We start from the raw sequence: 16040 nt of genomic DNA, 5'->3' as shown, positions 1-16040 counted from the left end.
GCTCAGTCCCCCATCACAGAATGAATGGCGGAGTCGAGGATGCTGAGGTCGTCAGCGGTGTAGACATTGACCATGCGAGTGGTGCCCCCGACGAACTGCTCTCGCTTCTGAGGAGGGCGACCGTGACGAGCACGATAAAAAGCAGCAGCAACCTGACCAATTCTGAGCAGTTGCTTGGTGTTGGGGTTGTATCCCAAGTCGAGACAGCGATCTGAGATGGGCACTTCTAAACGCTTCGCTTGCTCTGGCTCTGCTGTAACGGCTGCTTCAATGGTTAAGGTTGAGGTTGAGTCAGCCGCAAGCAAGCGCTCTTGCATCAGCAGGTTCATGAGCTGATCTTTGAGCAGCATCTTTTGACGGTCATCGAAGCCGCCGAGCTGGTTGCCGATCTCTACTGCTTCTTTGAGGATGGTGAGGCGATCGGGTGAGGGGAGAGTGGGAGTCTCAGGAGTGGGATCTGATGTGGCAATCTGATTGGCAAAAGCTGCTTTGGCGGTTCGTTCACACTCTAGAAAGTAGCGACGGATTTCTTTGCCCTTATCGGTCCCTGCCATCATGCCGAAGGACTTAAAGCAGTCGATGGTTAACTGAATAAGTTCGCTAGGACGCCCACCCTGTGAGTTTTTCAACCGTTTGGTTAAAAAGTCGATGCCCTCTTCAAAGTGATTGAGCAGCTTGTTTTTGGCCTTTTGCTTGGAGGAGTAGCCTACCCACTGCCAAGCATCATCGAAATCGATCGGAAACGGATCGGCAGAACGAACGAGAGCTAATGCTAGCTCGTGAGAGAATTCCATAAGGCTTCACCTAGATGGTTAACAGTTGGGTGGAGTACGGAGGGCGGTCGCCAAACTTTGGACGGGGAGGCGATCGCTCTTCTCGTTTTTTAGTTTTTAAGATTTCGGCTTTACGGGCTAGTTTCACCTCCTGCCATTGACTCTTTCATGGCCTGCTCCAGTTCTTCAAATTGACAGCCATAAAGCCGTAGCAAATCGCCGAACTGATCCAAGCGCAGCTTGGGAATGGTGCGTCCATGTTCCCAGTTGCGAACTGTACTTTCAGCAATGCCTAAGTGGTAAGCAACATCAACGGTTCGGAGTTTTGCTCGTTCCCTAAGTTGCCTCATGTCCATACTCCAAAACCTACTCCTAACTTATCATCTAGTTAGCGCTTGTCAACATGTAGCAACAAAGTTGCGTCAACCAGTTGACGATAGAGCGTTAACGGGTTAACATCTAAGAGTAAAGCAAAAGCCGCCTCGCTTCCAGGTTTCTCAGGCTCAGGAAAACGAGAACGGCTCTTACTCAACCCATTACAGGTTTCAAACACTATGGTATACGCACCCGATCGCGTCGAGTCAATCGCGCCTGTTTTTGCTGAAGAAGAACGTGGCTCCGGACGAATTCAAGCTCAACTAGAACTCGAAACTTATCTAGAAGAGCAAGTCCGTTCGATCGCCCCTGCCAAGATCGACAGCCTCACCATCACCGACGGTTACACATACCTCTCAGTGATGGATCAGGATCGCCCCATCACCAAGCAGCCCATCCGCTTAATCATCCAGCTCGAAGACTGTCAAGGCAATGAGCGCTTAGTTGACCTCGTAACCAACAACGATCGCTTTGCCTTCATCACCTGGATCATCCGTAACCACTTCGACTCGTGCTGGAAGATTTCTGAAACCTGGACTCCTGAAGACGGTTGCCCGTTCTAAATAAAAAGCGATCGCTCCTCTGTATGCGGTAGGGGCGATCGCAGCTACTTCTTAATAATGCTCTTTCATTCAATCAGCAAAGTTATGGAATTAAATCAGTACCCCAGCGCGATCGCCACAGCCGCTCAGACCGTTAACAACCTAGACTTCGACATCTCCAGAGCGAGACGACAGATAGCCAAGTTTGAAAACCGAGCCGATGCCGAGGTTGCAACCAATCAAGACCTCAGGAATGATGCTGCTCGTAAAGCTGAGCGTTTTCAAATCTTGGAGAACAACGCCGACTATCAAAAACTGCTGGATGACTTAGCCGAGTTGACTCATCAGAAGGCTACAGCAATGTCTGAGTTAGAGAAAGCTCGGAATGGATTTTCGGCGGCAAAGATTGAAGCCAGAGCAGCGATCGCGCAACAGATAGCCGCTTTAGAGTGCGCTGAGTTTATTGGCATCTAATTTCAATTTCCCCAATTGGGGAAAAGCTCAACGGCGATCGCTGCTCTTGGTTTGAAGATCGGAAAATTTCCGATTTTGAGCAGGGGGCGATCGCTAGCCTCAACTCTCCAATACTCCGCAAATTGCGGATTTTGAGCGGGCGATCGCTACTTCCAAACTCCATAATCCGAAAAGTTCGGAATTTGAATGAAACGGGCGATCGCTTCCTGTATCTAAGCAAGGTTGCAGTAAGTTTTCAATGCACACGAACAATTGCCTCAATGGCGTCTATGCCATTCACTGCAAGGTTAATGACTTCATTTACGTTGGCTCTGCTGCTGGTAGAAGAGGCTTTCGCGGCAGACTTTGGAATCACCTGCATCATCTAAGAAAAGGAACTCATCATTCTCGCGTCTTACAGGGCCACTACAAGAAGTATGGAGAGGATGCCTTTGAATTCCACATTCTAGAGTTTTGCTCCCCTGCTGAGTGCTTACAGCGTGAGCAAGGATGGATTGATATTAGGGGGGTTGGCTACGAAAACAAGAGTTACAACACTGGTCCTGTTGCTGGCTCTCAATTGGGATGCAAGCGATCGCCGGAAAGCTGCAAGCGGATAGGTAGAGTTCATATTGGGCATAAACGGCGAGTCGGTGCCATAGTGTCCGAGGAAACTAGGGCCAAATTAAGAGCAGGACGCCTTGGGAAAAAGCACACTCCAGAAGCGATTGCTAAAATCTCAGCTGCTAGCAAACTTCAAGTACATTCACCTGAGCGTCGGGCAAATCAGAGTATCAAGAGTAGAGGCAGAAAGTGCAAAGAGTCTGCAAAGCAAAAGATTGCTGAGGCTAACTCTCTAGACTTCATTGTGACTACCCCAGATGGTGTTGAAGTTGCAGTTAGGAATATGGCTGCATTCTGTCGCCAACATGGGTTGACTAAAACTCAGATGGTTAATGCTGCTAAGGGGAGGTGTATAGGTCACAAAGGATATCGATGCCGCTATGCCCATGAAACCAGAGAAGAGCAGGAAGCCAAAATACAAGCAGTTAGGGCCAGTCAAACCATTAAGGAATATTTGGTTACCTCTCCCACCGGAGAAGAGTTCAAAACTGAGAATTTGACAGCCTTTTGTCAGCAACACCAATTAGGTACATCCGCCATGTCTGCGATCGCTCGTGGCGAGAGACGCATCTATAAAGGTTGGACATGCAGGTTAGTGAATGAACCTGACGAAGTTCGCCAGTGTCGCTTATCTCTAAGAGGTAGGTTCAAGACTTACATCGCAACACTGCCAGATGGTACAGAAGTTGTTGTAGATGATTTACCCCAGTTTTGCGCTGAGCACAAACTTGACACGTCTGGCATGACTAAGGTTGCTAAGGGGAAGCGATCGCATTACAAGGGTTTTCAACTCAGATATGCTGAGCCTCCTGCTGACAGCGCAAATACCTTAGATACAGAGTACCCAACCCACTAAAACTACTGTGGGAACACCACTCCAGATCACATTCCAGATCTGGAGAACATATGCCCAAGAAATTTCAGACGGGCGCTGGCGACAAAATCAAAGTATTTGTTGCTTTGCTGCCTTTAGGCGATCGCACCGAGCCAGTTAACGTAACGGTTACGACTGGTACAGGCGGTATCACTGCTGCATCTACCACAATTGCTGTTGCAGCTCTGTCAGGTCCGATCGCGGCTGGTACTCCCCTAGAGTTCAGCAATGCAGGCGGCGGCAAGCTCAAGGTTTATCTGTCGGATGATGCCAAAGCGGCAGATACCGTTCTTAAAGTTGAAACTACTTCTGGCTCTCTCACTTGTACTTGCACAGCAAACTATGTCGCTAAGCTGCGTCTGGCTGGCGGTACTAGCACAGGCGCGAAGATTGGCAACACCACCACTGAATCACTCGTATTTGAGGACCCAGAAGGGTTCGAGGATGGGGTTGTAACCAAAGCAAACTGGAGCATCCCGTGGAACGCGAATTTATTGTCTGATGACGATTCCTATCGTCGGATTTACTACGCTGCCATTCACGGAACCAGCGGACGCGAAGTTTATATCTGGCAATACGACCCACCTCCATCTGGCTACACCACGGGTGATGGCCTGAGAGGAGCCTGCATCGTTGGAGATCTATCGAAAGATTTCAAGAGCGATTCCATAGTGAGTTTCACCACCGAATTTAAGGGACAAGGAAGCCCAACTGAGATCCGCTACGCATAGAAAAACTAGGCAGAAGCCCCTTCAAACTGCTGCCTAGCTCTCTATTTGTTCCCTCGCCCATTTCAGCTTGTGGGAACGATCGCACGACCTTAATTCAAAGACAGAGTTGCAGTCATGCGTAAGCTCCCCTTCGTTATCGCACCCAAAGCTGAAGCCATCAAAGAGACCGTTGGCAATGAAGAGATCGGCACTCTAGAGCTACCCCGGATTAATGACCTTAGCCCTAGCGATCGCCTCTTTATCCGCGAACACAGCAAGAATTTACCCAACCTCCAGCGCGAAGCTGTCAAGATTGCCAAGTCAATCAAAGCCCAACGCCCTACCAGGCAAGTGCCCCAGGTAGCAGAAGAGACTGATGAAGAATCTGGCGTAGTAGTAGCTCAGTCTCTTGTAGAGACAACGGTAGAGCTAGGACTCCATGAAATCTACAGCGCATTGATTGCCAGCGACACAGAAACCCTAGGCGAGTTTCTAGGCGAAATTTTGGACTATCAAGATGTGCTTGAGCGTCTAATTGATGAGCGGCCTTTGATTATGGCGACCGCCATGCTGCGACGCATTGAGCCTAACTGGACCTTGGAAGACACAACGACTTCAGTCAGCTCCAAGCTAGTTAGCGAACTGAATCAATTTGGCCTCAAGGAAGAGAACGGCTGGAAGACTCCCGATGCATCTGCTGAACCTTTAACGGATGAGCAACTGGGGGAATAGCGAACCAGGAGGATGAAGATCCAGACTGGGAAGCTATATTTTGGCGAGTACAAAAGTTCTGGCCTCACGACGATCGCTTCAAAGCTGAAAGGTTTGGTGAGCAAGCAACCTGGCTGATTATTCAAGCCTTGCATCATGGGGCTAGACTACAACACGAAGAATTACACCTGCATGAGTTGGGCATTGCCACTCTCACCAGTTGCTTTATTAATGCGAACAGAGACCCCAAATCTGAGCCTGCTAAGCCGAAGGACTTCTACTACTTCCAGGTTCGTGAGGAGAGCGATCGCGTCTCTATCCCTGCCATAGCTTGCGATACCTTCTTTGCCTTGATTAAAGATGGCTTACTACCAGGATGGGTGGTTCCACTCGTACCAGTAGATAAGCTCGAAGCAGGGCGGAAACGAGGTGAAGTTGGCAAGCCTCGTGCCTGGGTCGGAGAGGGAGTAATTCTGATTGCCCCTCAGATTGAGGGCTGTCAGGTGATTGCCGCGATCGCTGTAACTGAAGCCATAGAAGGAGCTGTATCTGTCAGTGACGTAGACACCGGAGACACTTTTGAGATTGTGATTCCACCTGGGACCGAACACTGTTGGATTTTGGACGCTGATTTCAACTTGAGCCGGGAATCCTAAATACGAATCTTGCATTTTATCTACTGAAGCGCTCTTGAAGGGCGCTTTTTCATTGGCTTTGAGCAGCAGGTAGGAATCCTATCCCGACCCCATCTGTCTGCTGTGTCATGCCTGAAGAAATTGGTTCGCTCGTAATAAAACTGGAGTTAGACCGCGAGGACTTCAATAACGACCTTCAGGCACTGGAAACGCTCCAGTCACCCTCGCTGGCGATCGCAACCAAACTAGATAAAGACAGCCTTGGCAGACAGCTTCAATCGTTTCAGGGTGAAGTCCCAGTTGGGCTACGGCTTGACAAAGGCCAATTTGAACAGCAGCTACGGGAATTTGGTGCTCAATCCGGGCTAGAAATTGTCGTTGGCTTGCGCCTGGATGATGCGGGAGTTGTAGAGCAGGCGAAGCAACTCACGGGGCAACTAGAGCAGCAATTTGGGCAAGTCAAACTCCACCTAAAACCCACGGTTGATGATTCGGCTTTAACCAAGCTCAACCAACATCTTGACCTCAAACAGCGCCACTTTGCTCAAGTCCGTCGAGACTTCCGCAATCCGATTAAGCCCGCGATCGATACCTCTGAGTTAGATGCAGCATCGTCTCAGTTTCAGGCACTTAAAGAACAAATTGCCAACCTTCAGAATCAAGCCGCTTCAGTCAGGTTTACAGCTGACACGAGTGAAGTTGATGCCCAGATCAATCGGCTGCAAGGTAAGACAATCCGCCTTAAATCCAATGTAGAGGGAGGTGAAGATTCTGCCACTGAGACGGCAGACGTATTTGCCAAAGCGATCGCTAAGGCTATCAAGAAGAGTAATTCTAAGGGCATCTTTGGCGGTTTATTTGAGGGAATTGGGGCGATCGCCTCAGCTCCATTCAAGATAGTTGGGGCCACAATTTCCAACGTCTTTACAGGTGTTGGCCTGGGTGTTGGTGAGCAAATCAGCAAAGACCTAGGGAAGGGGTTATTTGCAGGAATTGAGGACGAGTTATCTCCTCTAATTGGCAGCTTTAAGTTGCTAGGCCGTGAGGCAGGCAGCGCACTAACCAAAGAGATTCTAAATGCCTTAGGAGAAGACGGGGTTCTAATCCAAAAAATCCTAGGGGATCTGATTGGCCAGGAAAAAATTCTAACTGAGTCGGGTGCTAGTCAGTCTCGCAGCAAGAAGGAGCGCAATCAAAACAGGGTTGAAGCAACTCGCTTCTTTGCTGAAGAACGTCGAGAGAATGACGTAGTTGCGATTAGCAAAGAGCGTAAAAAGCTGTTTGTTGAACAGCCTGCCCAGATTGAGGAACTGGAAGGCGCTCTGGGTCGCAAGGTTGACAGGGGCGTTAGAAATCTTGACTCCAATCGAATCAAAAAAATCGACCAGGGTCAGCTAGATGAACAAAGTGCACTAACCCAGAAGCTACTAGAGACCGAAAACCGGAAGTTAGCTCAGTTACAGACCCGATTAGCTGAACAGCGGCAAGCGATCGCGGCGGCTGAGCAAAAAGTAGCTGAACTTGGCAGAGTTGACAATAAATCTCCTGAGTTTCAGGCAGCAAAAGCAGATTTAAGAACACAAAAAGCTGGCTTCGCTCAAACCAAAAGACAAGAGCTGGCCGCCACTTCCAATGTTTCCAACTTCCAAGAAAAACTCAGTGAGCTAGCGGATCAGCCGAAGCCAATTCAGACACAGATCAAGAATGCGGCAAAGCGCTCATCTGCTGAGAGCAAGCGACTTGAAGCCCTGCAAAAAAGCCTCAGCAAGCAGGGACAAGCGATCGCGGCGGCTGAGCAAAAGGTTGCCAAGCTTCAACAGGTGGGAGACAACTCACCCGAGCTTAGTAAAGCTGAGGCAGATTTAGCGATTAAGAAACAGCGCTTTGCTGAAACCCAACAGAATGCTTCTACTGTTGCAAGTTCTGTTGAACGCTATGCCAATAAATTAACTGATTTATCTGACAAGCTAAATTCCCTGCAAGAGATTGCTGCAAAGTCGTTTCAGGATGAATTTGAGCAGCTAGAACGACTCAAAGAACAGGTATCAGTCAATCAGCGAGCCTTTGCCAAGAAAGGGCAGATTCTGGAGTCTGCAAAGGTTTTGGGCACCATTCAGGCACCCGAAACCATAGATTCTGAGATTGCCCAGAAAAGGGCGAGAGTTGAGGATCTTCAGGGCAAACGAGCCAAGATTGCTGCAACTTCTAAGAGTGATGGCGAGAAAATACGCGAAGTCCAAAAGCTCAAAGCCGAAGACTTGGTGCAGGCGCGTACAGGAGGAGCGCCATTAGCCGCGCCAGATTCGACCCCAGAGCAAGTAAAGGGGGGGCGACTCGAAGCTAGGCCTGTGCAACAGCAAGCAGATCGAGCCATCCAGAAGCTTCAGGTTGGGCAAATTCAGCGCCAAGGACTCTACAGGAATCTAACCAAAGAAATTGAGCAGGAAGAACAGCAACTGCGATCGCTGGCTGCTCAAAAGAGTGACCCTCTAGCGAAAAAGAGCCAGGCAGACGTACTCAGGCAGACCCTAGTAGAACTCATTCGAATTGAAAAAGATGCTGCCAGAGATGCTCAAGCCGCGCTACAGAGCGGTGATGACGCACTCACTAGGCAGTTATTGGCCCGCAAGAAGGCGGCGATCGAGAAGCAGGCACTGGTCAGAAATGAGCTGGCATTCTTGGGTGAGGAGGTCAATGGAGCCACTCAGTCGGTTCAATCAGCACCTTCTCCGAGACCCTCAGGGGCGCCTGCTCCAGCAACACCAAAAACCACTCAAGCGCCCAAAGCCGCAACACCAACCCCAGCGCCCGCAGCTACCCCTACCAACGACCTTTACACCCAAGCGCTTCAGCGAACCGCTCAAGAACTCACAGGAAAAAGCTTATCCGCCGATCAGATTCCACAGCTCAGATCTTCTGCTGAAATTCGAGGCAAGGCACAGTACAACGCAGGGGTAAACGCGATCTCCCTGAAGCCAGAACTCTTTGACGTACTTTCGGCTCCACTCACCAAGGAGTCAATTGCCCCAACTGAAACCGCCTTAGCTGCGATCGTCCATGAGGCCACTCATGGCACTCAGTTCAACTTTGGTAAAACCAACCCATTTGATGGGGATGCCAACCCTGTTCAAGGACTCTTAGACCCCACCCCTGAAGAGATTAAAACCTTTGGATCTAGGATCGAGGGTTCGACCAATAAAGGTGTTGCTGAAGATCCACAAGTTGTTGGCAGGCGACGGGAGCTAGAAACCCAGGCATATCTGGCAGAGGGCCGCATTGGAAAACCGATCGCCCAGGATTTGATTAAACAGAAGGCGATCGCTCAATTTCAGCAAACTGGTGGAGTTGGTGGCGACAAACTGCGAGGTGGTCTAGCTCAACTACTAGGGGATCTAAATAAAGTTGCAGCGGAGGCAGCTAAGGCAGGGGTTGATGTCAGCGCTGATCAGCAAGCAATTATTCAGAAGATTGCTACGCTTCGCAATCAACTCGCGCCACTGATTCAGCAGAGCCAGAGCCTAGAGATTCTGCCGACTGAGGAGATTCTCGATTTACAAGAAGCCTTTGAGAAGTCTGTCGGCACACTGGTCCCAGTTGCAGGGGATATTCAGCGACTGAAGGAGAAAGTTGCAGGCAAGGCGACACAAGCAGGCATCGCTCAGCCTGCCCAAATTAAACCTACGGCTGGACAACAGGCCGCATCAACTTTCAAGAATCAGCTAGGCCTTGGAGCGGGCAAGCTTCGTCGCGGCCTAGAAGAGGTACAGGTTGAGGTCAATGGCAGCCTTGAGGAGATCGCCGAGCTTGCTGGGGGCTTGGGGATAGATGCCTCTCAGGAGATTCGAGATGCGATCGCCAACATCGAGAAAGCCAAAGCCGAGCTAGAACCACTATTTGACAAAGCGGCTCGGATTGACATTCTGCCTGCTGAAGAGATTGCAGCACTGCAAGAGCAGATTCAAGCCAAAACTCAAGCGGCCCTAGACCTCATTGGACAGCAGCCCAGCATTGTGGGACAGCAGCTTGATGCCAAGGTGGGTGACGGACCCGGTGAGCCTATTCCACAGGAGGCACCCAAAGCCACCGCAGAACCTCAACCCGTTGCAATTCCGCAAGCACAGCCTCAGCCACTTGCAATTCCCTTGCCAGAACTGAAAGCAGAAGCCAAAGGTGAGTTGGTGCAGGTTCAAGCCGCGCCGATCGCCAAGACAAAAACTGCTGGCGAGGTAGCACGGCAACTAGGAACGCAGGCAGGTAAGACTTTTAAGGCGGCGGCGGATGCTGGAAGCGCGATCGCAGACAAGGCCAAGCAGACAGCGCAAGTAGTTGCGAACACAGGCCAGCAAGTCTTCAACGTTGTTCGGCAAATTAATCCAGATGAGGCGCTAGAGCAAGCCAAAAATATTGCCTCCAGCTTCGGCGGCACATACAAGGAGCTGAAGGACGCTCTAACTGCCCAGAAGAAAGCCCTCAAGAAGGGGGATTTCAGTGCGGCTCAGGATCTGGGGCGGAAGGCTCAAGGCTTAGCCAAAACAGTTCTTGATTTGGCCGACAAAGCACAGCAGGACATTGCTGGCCTCACTAGTTCCCTAGGAGATGCTGCTGCCTTTGGTACGGATTTAGGCAGCAAGCTGGCTAACAAAAAAGCTCAGATCTCGCGAGTTCGCAATGAGGTTGGGCGAGTTCAGAAGGTTGGCAAACTGGATGATACCGCAGGGGCGATCGATGTTCCTGCAACCAGTAGCCCCCCTGAGGATGACGGCTTAGCGGCTTTTGGCGATTTCCAGAAACTGATTGAAGAGCAAAAGCAGAATCTGCTAGCCAAGCTGAAAGATGAAGCTTTCCTCACTGACCTGGCAGTTAATACTGGCGGTTTTGTTGGCGGCAAAATTGGTTCGAAGTTTGGCCCTGTTGGAGAGGCTGGCGGCGACCTAATTGGAGCGCTAGCAACTCGTCAGGCCATCACGGTCGGCAAGGCTGGCAGCGCTGCTTTCAACAACGTCAAAGACACCGACGAGTTTAAAGAAGCTGGGAAGTTTCAGAAGCTAATCCTGCTAACTCGGCAGCTCAAGAAAGAGTTGCAATCTCCCGAAATCCAGAAAGCGCTAGGCGGGGAACTGACTGGTGACATTGCGGGGTTTGTAGTTGGCAATATTGCCTCCAAGCTGGGAGGGGCAGGACTTCAGGCGTTAGGCGGGGCAGTGCCAGGGGCGCAACTACTAAGCATGGTTCCCCAAGGGGCGATCGCCGCCAGCCTTGCGGTTCCTAAGATTGTTGAGGCTAGAGAGCGCTTTGCCAGTCAAGGTGAATCGGCATCAGACGAGGGACCAGAACTGGCAGCGGTTGCAGATCTTGGTCTTGTAATTGAGAAGCAGAAACAGCGACTAGCTAAGCTACTCAAGCTCTCAGGGGAGAGTCCTAACCTAAATACATCCGAGATTCAGGCCAAGCTTCAGGAACTCGATCGCGAGATTGATCAGCGTGTAGGCGATCGCCTGGACTTACTTGAGGTTGAGGTGGCACTAGGAAACAGTGCGCCTGCCAGCATTCCTGAGCCTCAAGCTCGTGAAGTAGAATCCTCCGAACTGACAGATAGACGCATTCGCAAGCAGAAGGCGATCGCGCTAAACCCTGAGCAGCAACAGAAGTTTGCAGCGCTGGAAATTGAAGCGGAGAGAGATCTTAATGAGTCCTTGCCTCCTGAGTCTTTGGGGAAAGCGGCCCGCTTTGATGCCGATGCAGAACGGATTGAAAATCGCATCAACAGAACGTTTGAGCAGGGGACAAAGCAAGACCCTCTGAATTCTAAGCCTGCAACTGCGGGCGATCGGCTTAAAGCAACTGCTGGGAAGGAACTGGGCGAGTATGGCAAGGCACTTCAGCAGGGGGTTGGGCAATTTGGCGTTGACCTCTCTAAGCTACCGGGATTTGCTCAGGGTATCTTTGCCAAGCTGGCGGAGGGGCCAGAGTTTCTCAACAACTCCTTCAAGGGGCTGTTGGGTAATGTCGGCAACTTGGTTAAAGGGTTCCTCGCATTCCAGGGGCTCAGCTTTGCGCAGGGAATTCTATCCAACTTTGCTCAGGGAGCGCTGGATGCAGCTCTTAAGCTTGACAGCCTCAAGACTGCTCTCAACTTTGCCAGCGGCGGCTCTACTGCGGGAGCAGCAAATTTAGATTTCGTTCGCCAAACTGTAGACGATCTCAAGGTTCCACTAGGGGCGGCTCAGCAGGGATTTAAGCAGCTCTCCGCAGCTACCCGCAATACCTCGGTTGAAGGACAGGCCACCAGGGATTTATTTGTTGGCATTTCACAAGCTGCCACTGTGCTGGGGCTCAGCACTGAAGAGTCAAGCGGATCGTTGCTGGCACTCAGCCAGATTGCCTCTAAGGGCAAGGTGCAGGCCGAAGAATTGCGCGGGCAGTTGGGTGAAAGAATCCCAGGCGCTTTTGGCATTGCAGCCCGCGCGATGGGAGTTACCGAAGGAGAGCTGAACAAGTTACTAGAAACAGGGCAAGTTACCTCTGAGGAGTTTCTACCCAAGTTTGCTAAGCAGTTGCAGTCTGAGTTTGGCGGCGCGGCGGTTAGCGCTAGCAAGAATGCTCAGAGTGCAATCTTTGACTTTGAGAACTCAGTCCTAAAGCTCTCGGAGTCATTTGGCAAGGCTGTCCAGCCCGCGCAGGTAGCAGGACTCAGGGCCGGGGGAGTGGCAATGAAGTTCTTGGCTGAGCGCGGTACTGAACTGGCTCAAGCCGTAGGGCTGGTTGCCACTATTGTCGGCACTCGCCTCCTAGTTAGCCTTGCTCCAGCAGCTCTGGCACTGATAAAAACCGCCTTTGCATCCAAGGTCGCAGCCGCAGGCATGAAGGCATTTGGATTGACATCAATTCAAGCCTTTGGTGCTTTTGCGGCTCAAATTGCGATCGCTGCTGCTCTGGCTGAGACATTAAGAACTGTCTTCTCCAACTTCACTCCCAGCGACCTAGGAAACCAATTTAAGGACTTTGGTGATCAGGCAGTCGAGAACCTGAAGCGAGTTCGCATAGCGGCTGGAGAAATCAGGCAGGAAACCGACAAAATCAAAGCTCCAACAGAAGGCTTTGACCTAACCTTGGGGCTTGGCGGCTTGACTGGGCTAGGGGCGATCAAGACCGACAGTCTCGTGACTGCATTCCGAGAGAAGGTTCCGGGGGCGCAACAGCTCAAGGGCTTCGTGGAAAATGCCACAGGCGGCAGAATCAGCCCATTTACCACAGTTGGCGAGAGCAAGTTCAATCGAGATCAGGTCGAAGCCAATGAATCTGTCCTAGCAGCTCAAGGGCTAATCGGGCGAGGACTCGATAGCGGATCGATCGCGGGTCAGCTCAGCAATATCCAAAATATTGATACTCAACTCAAGCAAAATCAAGTTGACCGAAAACGAGCCGCTGGAGCACTCAAGCCCGACAAAAATGAACTCAAGCGCCTAGATGACGAGAAGGCGAAACTCTTAAAAGAGCGGGAATCCGCAGGCTCGGAACTCAACGGACTAAGAAACGGATTAAACAGCAACTTAAGCGGCGCTAAGGCCCAAATTGCAGCAATCGATGCCAAGGGGCTAGATCCTGAGCTAGCAAAACAGCTCAAGCAGCCGTATGAAAATACTGTTGCTCTGACCGAGAAAGCGCTCAAAAACCTCGATCGATTGGAGAGCAAGACCAAGGTCGCAGTTGACCCTGCTCGTGCGCTAGCCTCGGCGTTCCTAAAGGTGCAAACCACACTTGAGGAATCAGAGAGGACTGCTGAGAGAACCTTCCGGGTGCGATCACTGGCTATTGCTCAGAAGAAGAATGCAGGTTTTTCGACCGATATCAACGCTGGTCGCAACGCAGCCGTAGAGCAAGCCAAGGAAGAGCAGACTAGAGCCGCCGCCGTTGTCGAGAGAGAGCAGACAGCATTTGATACCCGAAAGGCTGAACTTGAAAAGCCTGAAGCAAAAGCAGCGCTAGGAGAAATCAGCCTTAATAACAAGCCCATCACGGTCAATTCCAGCATTGCGGAAATTGATGCTGCCAAGAAGACTCTGACCGATCGCTAGGCCAGAAGGACCAAGCAGCGGCGGATAAGAAGCGGGGATTAGCTCAGCAGATTGCGGACCTACAACGCCAGCAGATCGACACCGAGAAAGAGCTGTTCTTAAACGCTAGAGAGCAGGAAATCCGAGCGATTGAGGAGCGGGCTGCGGCTCAGAAACGGGCATCTGAAGAGGCGATCGCCAGCGTCCAGTCTGAGAAAGATGCCAATGACCTACTCCTTAGCTCCCTCGATGCTCAATCGAAGTTACTGGAAAGTCGGAACGGGCTCAACAAAGCATTGGCTGAAGTTGGGGTGGCTCAGGATAATTCTCAGCTCAAAGGTTTCGATCGCTCTTTAGGTCTGCGTCAGAAGCTCAATGACAAGAAGTTAGACCCCACAGTTCGCAAGGAAGCAGAACGACAACTCAGGTCTGAGGGTTTCAACCCGAAAGGCAGCGAACTCGACATCCTCCAGCGCAAGCAGCAACTAGAAGATTCGATTGCTTCCAAGAAGTTGCAGGCTCTGCTGGCTGAACAGGAATTCCAGCGTCGGTCACTGGAAATTGACTTGCAGCGCCAGAAGATTGCAGCCCAAAACGTTTTATTTGAAGCTGAAATTGCTCAGTTACGGGCACAGGGTAACAAGGCGGAGGCCCAGAGCAACCTAGAAATTGCTAAGAAGTCTGGCGACAGCACCAAGATTGCTGAGGCCGAGGCGAAGGTGAAGTTGGCTGACCGGGAAGTAAACCTGAGCGATCGCCGTTTCGCCAATGCCCAGAGCAGTCTTGGCTTGCAGGATGAACTTGCGGGCAATGCTCTACAGGCTCAAGGTGCTAAGCAACAGGCAGAGCGGATTAACTTCAATACGGATGAGGAGTCCAGAGAGAGCGATCGCGGTTTGACCTTGGCAGAGGCGATCGGCAAGAGACCTCGCAGTGGTCGCAAAACATTCGCCCCTCGCAGTGGTTCACGCAGTGGTCGCAGCCTTCCGACGCTCCCAACCATTCGAGCTTCTGAGGGTATCGATCCTTCGATTGGCCGCACTAGCCCACAAATCCCAACCACTCAACCAGTCAATATCCCAACCACCTCAGCACCTGAGCTGAGCAGCAAGGGTGGCGTTGGTGAAAACCTACGGACTGCGGTTTCGGGTGTGGAGCAACGACTAGATAAGATTGCTCAGCTTCTACTCAAGCCACGGGTTGAAAACCTGTACGTCTCTAGCCCTCAGCCTGTGAGTGATGCTGGCAGCATCCTAAGCGATATCGCCTATCAGGGTGCAGTGGGTGCGGGATTGGCTTAATGGTTTCCCCAATTGGGGAAAAGTTGTGGGGTCTGATCATTATTCAAACCCTTGGGCGATCGTTTTCAAGAGAGGCGGTCGCGTTTAGCCCTATCGACTAATGTATAAAAATAAGTGTCAATCTTTGAAAGCTGCTGAGAAAATATCAGTTCTGCTTCTTCATCTGACTTAATTTTAAGTTGAATAAATAGTGATTTCAGGCATTGAAACAGATTTGTGTTTGCTGACAAAATTCTATGGCAGTAGGCTTCCAATGCCTCATCTGGCGTGCTAGAGCTTTTTTCGTTAATCTCTCTATTAACTTGATTCGCAATTTTCATAAAACTTACAATATTCCTCAAAGCACCTTCTTCTAAAAGCCTTACAGGAGGATTAGCCTGAATCAAATTCAGGCACTGATCTTGAATAAGATCTAGAGGCGTTGTAATTATGTTTCTTGCCGTATCTAGTTTTCCTGCATAAATGTATTCCAGGAATACCATTGCATCTCTTGAGTTGCTGGCCAAGATATCAAAATTGTTCTCAAGTTCTACTTTTAGAGATTCAATTAGCAAATCTTCTTTTTTTATAGTCTTTCTGCGCTCATTTTCCGCACCCCACATAAATGTCAGTAGGGGTAATAATGGCTTGATCGCATCTAATTCCTGAGTATCAAAAATAGTTTGAAATAAGAACGGAGATACAAGGAAGAAGAGTGATGGTAAAACAATCCCCCTTCTGTCAATTTTATTGATTTGCTCAAGAATACCTAGCTTGTACGCAATCCATATTGCTGCCATAGTCATTCCCAAAATAGCAGGCATAACAGCATTAACTTGGCCGCTCATATGGTTTTGACTCTCAAAAACTACAGAGTGTTTTAAATGTAAGCAGTACAAATCCTAGCCTCTGAGTCGAGGGAACGCTACCAAGTCCAGACGGCTTGGTGGTATGGGCCTAATTCTGACGCTCAATGAAATATCGGTGGAGTTCGTGCGGTTTCTCGACA

The 16040-nt window shown here is 50.4% G+C and carries 11 protein-coding genes; 8 read left to right on the top strand and 3 right to left on the bottom strand.

Translation table 11 applies throughout. The annotated features are described in order from the left end of the window. Window positions 1-2: 2 nt before the first annotated feature. A complete protein-coding gene (locus tag NDA01_RS26900; RefSeq protein WP_348230423.1) occupies window positions 3-794 on the bottom strand; it encodes a hypothetical protein in 792 nt (263 codons plus the stop codon). Between the two features lie 110 nt (window positions 795-904). Further along, on the bottom strand, window positions 905-1123 hold the full coding sequence (locus NDA01_RS26895) for a helix-turn-helix transcriptional regulator (protein WP_348230422.1): 219 nt from the start codon (window positions 1121-1123) through the stop codon (window positions 905-907). 204 nt (window positions 1124-1327) lie between these two features. Here NDA01_RS26895 and NDA01_RS26890 point away from each other — a divergent pair, with 204 nt between their 5' ends. From NDA01_RS26890 to NDA01_RS26855, 8 genes are all read left to right on the top strand, one after another. Beyond that, window positions 1328-1711 carry a hypothetical protein gene (locus NDA01_RS26890; protein WP_348230421.1) on the top strand — a complete coding sequence of 128 codons (384 nt, stop codon included), beginning with the start codon at window positions 1328-1330 and terminating at the stop codon, window positions 1709-1711. Between the two features lie 84 nt (window positions 1712-1795). Then, a complete protein-coding gene (locus tag NDA01_RS26885) occupies window positions 1796-2164 on the top strand; it encodes a hypothetical protein (RefSeq protein ID WP_348230420.1) in 369 nt (122 codons plus the stop codon). Window positions 2165-2402: 238 nt separating this feature from the next. Further along, window positions 2403-3623: a GIY-YIG nuclease family protein gene (locus NDA01_RS26880; RefSeq protein WP_348230419.1), complete on the top strand. Its 1221-nt coding sequence runs from the start codon at window positions 2403-2405 to the stop codon at window positions 3621-3623. Between the two features lie 50 nt (window positions 3624-3673). After that, window positions 3674-4372, top strand: a complete 699-nt coding sequence (locus NDA01_RS26875) for a hypothetical protein (RefSeq protein WP_348230418.1) — start codon at window positions 3674-3676, stop codon at window positions 4370-4372. Window positions 4373-4486: 114 nt separating this feature from the next. Beyond that, window positions 4487-5083, top strand: a complete 597-nt coding sequence (locus NDA01_RS26870) for a hypothetical protein (protein ID WP_348230417.1) — start codon at window positions 4487-4489, stop codon at window positions 5081-5083. 128 nt (window positions 5084-5211) lie between these two features. After that, window positions 5212-5718, top strand: a complete 507-nt coding sequence (locus tag NDA01_RS26865; RefSeq protein WP_348230416.1) for a hypothetical protein — start codon at window positions 5212-5214, stop codon at window positions 5716-5718. Between the two features lie 107 nt (window positions 5719-5825). Beyond that, window positions 5826-13772: a tape measure protein gene (locus NDA01_RS26860; RefSeq protein WP_348230415.1), complete on the top strand. Its 7947-nt coding sequence runs from the start codon at window positions 5826-5828 to the stop codon at window positions 13770-13772. Window positions 13773-14047: 275 nt separating this feature from the next. Then, complete coding sequence (locus NDA01_RS26855) at window positions 14048-15052, top strand: kinetochore Spc7 family protein (protein ID WP_348230414.1); 1005 nt, start codon at window positions 14048-14050, stop codon at window positions 15050-15052. 65 nt (window positions 15053-15117) lie between these two features. On the opposite strand, the gene NDA01_RS26850 is transcribed toward NDA01_RS26855, so the two are convergent. Further along, complete coding sequence (locus NDA01_RS26850) at window positions 15118-15879, bottom strand: hypothetical protein (RefSeq protein ID WP_348230413.1); 762 nt, start codon at window positions 15877-15879, stop codon at window positions 15118-15120. Between the last annotated feature and the right edge of the window lie 161 nt (window positions 15880-16040).

Source organism: Trichocoleus desertorum AS-A10 (assembly GCF_039962155.1).
Classification (GTDB): domain Bacteria; phylum Cyanobacteriota; class Cyanobacteriia; order FACHB-46; family FACHB-46; genus Trichocoleus.
This window is presented reverse-complemented; position numbering and strand designations above follow the sequence as displayed.

What these genes read in the sequence shown, in the direction of transcription:
- NDA01_RS26900 (WP_348230423.1), bottom strand. Translation starts at nt 794, where the DNA reads ATGGAATTCTCTCACGAGCTAGCATTAGCTCTCGTTCGTTCTGCCGAT.
- NDA01_RS26895 (WP_348230422.1), bottom strand. Translation starts at nt 1,123, where the DNA reads ATGAGGCAACTTAGGGAACGAGCAAAACTCCGAACCGTTGATGTTGCT.
- NDA01_RS26890 (WP_348230421.1), top strand. Translation starts at nt 1,328, where the DNA reads ATGGTATACGCACCCGATCGCGTCGAGTCAATCGCGCCTGTTTTTGCT.
- NDA01_RS26885 (WP_348230420.1), top strand. Translation starts at nt 1,796, where the DNA reads ATGGAATTAAATCAGTACCCCAGCGCGATCGCCACAGCCGCTCAGACC.
- NDA01_RS26880 (WP_348230419.1), top strand. Translation starts at nt 2,403, where the DNA reads ATGCACACGAACAATTGCCTCAATGGCGTCTATGCCATTCACTGCAAG.
- NDA01_RS26875 (WP_348230418.1), top strand. Translation starts at nt 3,674, where the DNA reads ATGCCCAAGAAATTTCAGACGGGCGCTGGCGACAAAATCAAAGTATTT.
- NDA01_RS26870 (WP_348230417.1), top strand. Translation starts at nt 4,487, where the DNA reads ATGCGTAAGCTCCCCTTCGTTATCGCACCCAAAGCTGAAGCCATCAAA.
- NDA01_RS26860 (WP_348230415.1), top strand. Translation starts at nt 5,826, where the DNA reads ATGCCTGAAGAAATTGGTTCGCTCGTAATAAAACTGGAGTTAGACCGC.
- NDA01_RS26850 (WP_348230413.1), bottom strand. Translation starts at nt 15,879, where the DNA reads ATGAGCGGCCAAGTTAATGCTGTTATGCCTGCTATTTTGGGAATGACT.